Annotated in this window: 6 protein-coding genes; 3 read left to right on the forward strand and 3 right to left on the reverse strand. The window is 59.2% G+C overall.

Annotated elements, in window-relative coordinates:
- Both ABX749_RS14395 and ABX749_RS14400 read left to right on the forward strand, forming a co-directional pair.
- The coding region (locus ABX749_RS14395; RefSeq protein WP_372896587.1) for a sulfatase-like hydrolase/transferase at positions 1–1,848 on the forward strand (1,848 nt) is incomplete at its 5' end.
- A gap of 416 nt (positions 1,849–2,264) precedes the next feature.
- The gene (locus tag ABX749_RS14400) at positions 2,265–4,763 is read left to right on the forward strand and encodes a glycoside hydrolase family 3 N-terminal domain-containing protein (RefSeq protein WP_372896588.1); all 2,499 of its coding nucleotides are present in this window, start codon (positions 2,265–2,267) and stop codon (positions 4,761–4,763) included.
- On the opposite strand, the gene ABX749_RS14405 is transcribed toward ABX749_RS14400, so the two are convergent.
- Both ABX749_RS14405 and ABX749_RS14410 read right to left on the reverse strand, forming a co-directional pair.
- Positions 4,723–5,115, reverse strand: a complete 393-nt coding sequence (locus tag ABX749_RS14405) for a hypothetical protein (RefSeq protein ID WP_372896589.1) — start codon at positions 5,113–5,115, stop codon at positions 4,723–4,725. The two genes, ABX749_RS14400 and ABX749_RS14405, sit on opposite strands and share 41 nt — an antisense overlap.
- On the reverse strand, positions 5,115–6,071 hold the full coding sequence (locus ABX749_RS14410; protein WP_372896590.1) for an acetyltransferase: 957 nt from the start codon (positions 6,069–6,071) through the stop codon (positions 5,115–5,117). Before ABX749_RS14410 ends, ABX749_RS14405 begins: the two co-directional genes overlap by 1 nt.
- Positions 6,072–6,193: 122 nt before the next feature.
- On the opposite strand from ABX749_RS14410, the gene ABX749_RS14415 reads away from it, so the two are divergent.
- Positions 6,194–7,426 carry a hypothetical protein gene (locus tag ABX749_RS14415; protein ID WP_372896591.1) on the forward strand — a complete coding sequence of 411 codons (1,233 nt, stop codon included), beginning with the start codon at positions 6,194–6,196 and terminating at the stop codon, positions 7,424–7,426.
- Between the two features lie 46 nt (positions 7,427–7,472).
- Here ABX749_RS14415 and ABX749_RS14420 read toward each other — a convergent pair.
- Positions 7,473–7,771 (reverse strand): hypothetical protein (locus ABX749_RS14420; RefSeq protein WP_372896592.1); only part of this gene is annotated, 299 nt, incomplete at its 5' end.

Here is a 7,771-nt window from a genome sequence, read left to right on the forward strand (position 1 = left end):
GTCTACATCATGTCTGACGAGCTGGCGTACTATGAACTCTCACACATGGGAAATCAGCGATTGCGGACGCCGAACATCGACCAGATGGCGCGTGAAGGGATTCGATTCACCCAGGCACTGGCGGCGGCACCCGTTTGTGGTCCGCTGCGAGCTTGCATGATGACCGGAAAGCACATGGGGCATTGTTCGGTTCGCGACAACCCCGGCGGCACTCCGCTGCGCGCCGGCGAGCCGACGATTGCCAGCATGCTGAAGCAACGTGGATACGCGACCGGCGGATTTGGCAAATGGGGCGCCGGCGGTCGGGGATCCACCGGCGTACCGGAACAGCATGGCTTCGACGACTTCTTCGGATACTACGACCAAGTTCACGCGCACTCGTTCTATCCGCCCTATCTGGTGCGAAACAGCCAGGAGGTTCCGCTGCCGGGCAACGACGGTGGTCGTGAAGGCGAAACGTACTCGCACTACGAGATCATGAAGCGGGGCAAAGCGTTCATCCGCGAGAACAAGGATCGACCGTTCTTTTGTTATTTCCCGGTCACCCCGCCGCACGGGATGTACGACATCCCGGCCGATGATCCCGCAGTGGCCGCTTACAAGGACGATGCGTGGTTCAACGATCCGAACGTTTCACAAGAAGCGAAAAACTATGCGGCAATGGTCACGATGATCGACAACGACCTGCGATCGGTTCTCGACTTGCTGCGTGAATTGAACCTCGAACACAACACGATCGTGTTCTTTACCGGTGACAACGGCGGCCAGGATCGGTTTCGCGACAACGAACATCCGCGCGGCTACTTCGGCCCGAACAAGAACCCCGTGACCGGTGTCGAATTCCGCGGCGGCAAGGGGAATCTTTACGAGGGAGGCCTGAGGATTCCGTATCTGGTGCGCTGGCCGGGCAAGATCAAGGCCGGTCAAGTCAGCGACTTGGTTTTCAGCCAAGTCGACGTGTTCCCGACGCTCGCCGAACTGACCGGCGCCGAGGCCCCCGGGGATCTGGATGGCATGTCGATTCTGACCGAATTGATCGGCGTTGAAGCGACCGGACACGAGCAACCGCAACACGAGTTTTTGTATTGGGAGTACGGTCCACAGACGGCGGTCCGGATGGGGCAGTGGAAAGCGATCCAGCCCAAACGCGATGGGCCATGGGCGTTGTACGATCTGGACCGCGATGTCAGCGAAACGACCGACGTCGCCAAACAGCACCCTGACGTGTTGGCCAAGATGATCGCTCACGCCAAGGCCTCTCACCAGCCGGTTCAACCCGGAACGTTTGAGACGAAAGAACTACACGAGCGTGATCGGCAAGCGAAATGGGGATCGAAAGGAAACCCCGTTAAGAAGAGCAGCAGCAATCGCGGCCTGAAGGTCAACCGATTGGCCGACAAGAATCTGGTTCCGGCCGACAAAATGAAGCTCGTTCGATACAGCAGCGAGAACACCGGTAACGAAAAGCATGCGGCCAACGCGATCGATGGGAATCCCGAAACGATCTGGCACTCCCGTTTCGATCAAGGGGTCGACCAACCGCCCCATGAACTGGTGATCGATTTGGGCGCGACGTACCGGATCGACGGCTTTCGCTATCTGGCCCGGCAAGACGGCGGCTGGAACGGAGCCTTTGCCAAAACTGATTTCACCATCAGTGGTGTGGCAGACTCCTGCGGAGAGCCCTCCGCCACGGCGACGTTCGGCAAGGTGAGGACGGCTCAGAAAGCGGACTGCGAAACTCCAGTGCGTGGCCGCTATGTCCGCGTGCGTGTGTTTTCCGAGGTCAACGGAAAACCCTGGGCATCCGCCGCGGAGATCGGGGTGGTCGGTCGGAAAATGCCCTAGCGCTTTGTGTCACCTTGCATTTCGGGTAGGCGGTAGTGGACGAGGTGTCGAGTCCTTGCCAATCTGCCGACCGCACAGGACTCGTCGCCTCGTCCGCTACCCGGAAATTGAGCGGAGGACTCGTCGCCTCGTCCACTACCCGGAAATTGAGCGGAGGACTCGTCGCCTCGTCCACTACTCGGAGATTTAGCGGAGACGGAATACGAGTGCTTCAACACACCGATGACAGGGTGTCAAAAATCCGTGGGTTCGCGCTGCCATCCGTGGGCTCATTGAACTATCGATCCGTTGGCGGGTTTCGCTGCCCCCACGTCAAAAATTGGCGGAGCGCGAGGGGCGGGGGCGCGCACCGAAGCAGAATTTCAATCAAGCTAGGTGAACCAACCGGCTCATTCCTCTTCAAACGGTCGATCACCATGCGCCACTCCTCTCTTTTCTTGGCATGCTTTCTGGCTGCGGCGCCGTTGAGCTTGAGCCGCGCCCAGGATTCTGTGGTGCACCCCGAGCGATGGCCCGCCGCACGCAGCCCGATCGGTTTGAATGACGCGATGGAAACGCGGATCGGCGACTTGATCCAGAAGATGACGTTGCGGCAGAAAGTGGGCCAAGTGATCCAGGCCGACATCGGATCGATCCAACCCGACGATTTGAAGACCTATCCGTTGGGATCGATCCTCAACGGGGGCAATTCGGCGCCTGGGGGAAACAACCGGGCGGCTGCAAAAGATTGGCTGTCGCTTGCCGATGCATTTTACAACGCCAGCCGTGAATGTGATTTACAGGGCGGCCCCTTCATTCCGTTGCTGTGGGGGACCGACGCGGTCCATGGACACAACAACATCGTCGGCGCCACATACTTTCCGCACAACATCGGCTTGGGGGCGACGCGAAACCCGGCATTGCTTCGCAAGATCGGCGAGATCACTGCCAGGGAGATTCGTGTGACGGGCCAGGAATGGACCTTTGCCCCAACGATTGCCGTGGTTCGAGACGACCGTTGGGGAAGAACATACGAAGGTTATGCCGAGCATCCGGAAGTGACGGCAAGCTACACGGGAGAGTTGATCGAAGGGATCCAGGGCGTCGCGGGTGATCCTTCCTTTCTGCAGGGTGAGCACGTCATCGCCACCGCAAAGCACTTCGTCGGGGATGGCGGAACGACCGGCGGCAAGGACCAGGGCAACAACCAGATGTCCGAGGAAGACCTTCGCGATCTGCAAGCAGCCGGCTATCCGGTTGCGATCAATCACGGCGTTCAATGTGTGATGGCATCGTTCTCCGAGTGGCAGGGGAAACGGTTGCACGGTCACAAGGGATTGCTCACCGATGTGCTGAAAGGACGGATGGGCTTTGACGGATTTATCGTCGGTGATTGGAACGCACACGCCCAAGTTCCCGGTTGCACCGCCACCGACGCGTTGCCCGTTCTTGATGCCGGGCTGGACATGTACATGGCCGCCGACAGTTGGCGAGGGCTGTTCGAAACGATGCTTCGTCAGGCGGAGTCCGGTGATGTGGATTTGGCCCGATTGGACGATGCGGTACGGAGAATTCTGCGGGTCAAATTGCGCGCCGGCTTGTTCGAAGTGGGCTCCCCGTCCTCTCGACCGCTGGCCGGAAAGTTCGACGAACTCGGCAAACCCGAGCACCGAGCCGTCGCCCGACAAGCGGTGCGCGAGTCGCTGGTGTTGCTCAAGAACAACGGCGGCGTGTTGCCGCTGCGGCCCGATTCAACGATCGTCGTCGCCGGCGACGGTGCCGACAACATCGGCAAACAGAGCGGTGGCTGGACACTTTCATGGCAAGGCACGGGCAATTCGAACGACGATTTCCCCGGCGGCACGTCGATCTATGAAGGGATTCGTCGCCAAGTCGAGGCGGCCGGAGGTCGGACGATGCTGGTCGCCGACAACAAGTCCGTCGCAGACTCCATCGCAATCAAACCGGACGCGGCGATCGTCGTGTTCGGCGAAGACCCGTATGCGGAGTTTCAAGGGGATGTCGAAACCCTCGCCTACAAGCCGGGCGATGACAAGGACTATCAATTGTTGAAATCGTATTCGGATCGAGGTGTTCCGACCGTTGCGGTGTTTCTGACCGGTCGTCCGCTGTGGGTCAATCGTGAAATCAACGCGTCGGATGCCTTTGTCGCCGCGTGGCTGCCCGGTTCCGAGGGGATCGGTGTCGCCGACGTCTTGTTGACCGATCGGCAAGGGCAGGTTCAGCACGACTTCAAAGGCAAGCTTTCCTACTCTTGGCCACGCACTCCGATGCAGACGCCCCTGAATGTTGGCCAAGCCGAGTACGATCCGCTGTTCCCGTATGGCTATGGTCTGACGTATTCGGACTCGACCACGCTGCCCCGACTTTCTGAACAAGCCAGCGGCGGCGAGACGGGCCTGAATTTGACCGAATACTTTGATCGGGGCCGCGCGATTCCACCGTGGCGAATCGTGTTGACCAGCGAAGCGGAGCGGATGGTCTTGACCGAGACGCGTGGCGGAACCGCAAACGATGCGATTCGCGTTGTCTCGGCCGACGAGTCCGCGCAGGAGGATATTCGCACGATCACTTGGACGGGGAAAGGGCAAGCCTCTTTTGCGTTGGCGGCGGAAAACCCCGTCGATCTCTCGGCACCCGAGTTTGCGTCGGCTTCGATCAAGATTCGGCTTCGCATCGACACACCGCCGTCATCCGACGTGACCTTCGCTCTGGCGACGAGCGGCGGTTCCAAGTCGATCTCGCTGGGTGAACGAATCTCCGGTCAGCAGCCCGGCGTCTGGCAAGAGATTTCGATTCCCGTCGCGAACCTTGCGGCAGGAGACGCGCTGAAATCCGTGACCGCTGCGATGGTGATTCAAACTTCGGGCACGTTCAAGATGAGCCTGGCGAAGGTCCAACTGGATCTTTTGTGACCAAGTAACTGCGAGTCCCTCGTGTGACGTAGATCGCTTCTTCGCTCAACCGCTGGCACAATTCGACCAGAAACTCGATCAGCCGGTCGAATTCGTTTTCGTTGTTGAACGACACTTCGAATCGTTCCAGCACGTCGTGCGAGAGTTGGGCGGTTGGGTCGATCCAATATCCTTTCACCGGAGTCGGGGATTGGGTGTAGGCTCGATAGCGATGCATCAGAAACTCATGGATCGCCGAACGCGCGGTTTGGGTCCCGTGATAGAAGCGGGGATCATCCAGCTTGTGCGACGGAATGTAAAACTCCGTCATCGTTCCCAGTGCCAAGATGTGTGGCGAGTTCTTTGTGCCCATCAGCTGAACTGTTCTTGCATGGCGTCGAGAAAGGCTTGCAGTTGATCACCGGGTAATTCATTGATGCCCGCGGCAGCTTTGCGACCACCGCCGGTCGGGAATTGGCGACACAGTTCGTCGGCACCGGTTTTGGTTGCCAACGGGGCGCGGACGCTGACCAGATAGTCGCCCGATGGCAAGAGGCTGGCTAATGCATGGGCGCGGTCCGGGTTCTCGCGCGCCAGCTGGTTGCTGTACACACCGCTGACACGCCGCGAAAACGATTCGTTCGGAAACGTGAACGCCGCGCAGCGTTCGGTTGCTAACACCGGAGCGATCGACTTGGCCCGGTTCATGTCACTTTCAAAACCCTCGCTGAGAGTTTGAAAGGTGGTGTCGGACGCGATGAACTCGAACGGATCGGCATACGGCTGGATTTTGCGGTACAGCTGATCCGGCGGGAAATACAAATCGTCCAGCGTGCTGCCGTAGCCGTTGTAGTTCAGCAGGGTGCCGAGCGTTTCGAGTTGGTCGAGTTGCGATTCGGTCAGGTTCAGCGGCTGTGCGGCACTGCGGGCGGCGTCATGCAAGTTGTCGCCGAACAATGCGGTCACGGCCCAAGGCAGAAACGCACCGTCGAGGTGACGATTGACAAGCAGGCCGGTGCAGACGTCTCCGGCGGTGTCGATTTGCACCGACAAGTTATTGGATTCGGGAATCTCGCCGGCAAAATGGTGGTCGAAATAGGCGACCGCGACGTCTTGCTCGAGCAGTCGCACCAGTTCCTCACGATTCTTGTCGAGTGAAATGTCGAGCACCGTGACGCTGTCGCCGGATCGAGCCTGGACGCGTTTGAGCAGATTGATGTCGCGTTTGACACCCGTCACCAGCGTGCTCTCTCGCGGCCGGGCCAAGCGAAGTTGGTGCAACGCACAAATGCCGTCTGCATCACCGTTAAACACGTCAAAGTGGGCCACGTCAAACTCCTGAATCGAAAGGGAAACGTGGAATGTAGCGTGATGGTGATGATCCGAAAACCGAGGTCGGGTTTTCTGATATCCTTCCAGAATTGGACATCAACAAACCGTTGGAAGTAAAGATGGGAATCACGATCCATTACCGCGGCACGCTCGACCGCCTGGAAGACGTCGAGGAATTGGAGGACCGTGTGACTGACATTGCGTTTTCGCTCGGCGGACATGCCACCATTTGGCGTTCGTTTTCCGAGCACGATCGCTCACGTCTGGTGCGGGGATTGATCGTTGAGATGGCACCAGGGCAGGATACCCTGAGCTTGCTGATTTCCCCCGAAGGACATTTCATCCCGTTGCACCAGATCAGCGCCGCCGAAAAAGGACCCTTGCCCGAACCACCCGATTGTTTTGTCAAAACCCAATTCGGCGGAGTCGAGGGGCACGTTGCCGTTGCCCACTTATTGGGCGCGATCAAGGCACGCTACTGCAGTCGGCTCGACATCGACGACGAAAGTGGGTTTTACGACCATCGAAATGCGGACGAGCTGGCCGGCAAGATGCGGTCCTCGGGCCAGGCGATCGGCATGCTCGCTGACCAACTGCGTCCCTCCGGGCTCAGCAAAGAGGCGGCAGAAGACCCGAACATTGTCGCGTCACGCGTGCAGCGGATCGCAACGCTGGTTCATCAGAAAATGGTCGGCGGGCTGAAACCGGATCCTCCAACGGAGGTCCCCGAATGGATGGAGCAGAGTCTGGAAGACGAAGTCGACGAAATGGATCGGCTGAGGAGGAAGAACGACCTGCGCAGCGAGCGGATGGCCCGCTGGATCGAGGAAGCGATGGCGTCGGGGATGTCCGACGCCGATGCGTTCGATCTGGCGATGCAGAAAGAAGGGCTGGCAGCCCGTTGCGAGGGCGATCCGATTGACGATCCAATTGATGATCTCTTTGATGCAATCGAACCAGACAACGACGAAGTCGCTGCTGGTGACCAGAAGCACCCAGCGGTGATCAAGGCGGAAACGCTGCTGATGCAGTTCATGGACTTGCCGGCGGACAATGCTTCGCCCGGCTCATTCCCCTCGATCGCCTGTCGCGGCGCAATGGATTTGCTCGGCGGTCTGGCGCAAGCGACTCATGGAAGATTGGAGGGTCGAATCGATCGAGCACTGGCGATCAGCCAACTCAAACGCGCGCTCTCCGGACACGCCTTCGCCCAAGGCGCCGTGCTTGGCCTTCGTAACGAAGGCAAGATCTCGGACGATCAGTCGGCGGGTCTGCACGAGCTGCTGCGATCGATCCTCAAGTCAATCCATGTGTTATTGCACGACGCATGGGACGAGCCAGATTTTGAGTAGAGCAACCGCAACCGTTCATTCAACTCTGGGCGGAGCGATGCCGACGTCAAGACAGTGCCCGCATCAGACTGAACAGCGGCAGCCCGAAGCCGATCACCAGCAGGACGAACACGACCAGCGCCAGGACGATCGCGTACCAGCCGATCCGGCGACGCGTCTCGCTCGCTCCCAAGAACAGCGGAACGCAAACGAGCCCGATGGCGATAAACAGGAGCAGCGCGCTGAAGCCCGGATGCAGCAGCCAACGGGTCAACACCGGCAATTGAACCTCGAAGTCCTCGAAGATCGAACGCATGGCCGGACGCAGAACCGTGATCTTGATCGCCAAGCCGCACCACAGCAAAC

The organism is Stieleria sp. (assembly GCF_041595215.1).
Classification (GTDB): domain Bacteria; phylum Planctomycetota; class Planctomycetia; order Pirellulales; family Pirellulaceae; genus Stieleria; species Stieleria magnilauensis.

What these genes read in the sequence shown, in the direction of transcription:
- ABX749_RS14400 (WP_372896588.1), top strand. Translation starts at nt 2,265, where the DNA reads ATGCGCCACTCCTCTCTTTTCTTGGCATGCTTTCTGGCTGCGGCGCCG.
- ABX749_RS14405 (WP_372896589.1), bottom strand. Translation starts at nt 5,115, where the DNA reads ATGGGCACAAAGAACTCGCCACACATCTTGGCACTGGGAACGATGACG.
- ABX749_RS14415 (WP_372896591.1), top strand. Translation starts at nt 6,194, where the DNA reads ATGGGAATCACGATCCATTACCGCGGCACGCTCGACCGCCTGGAAGAC.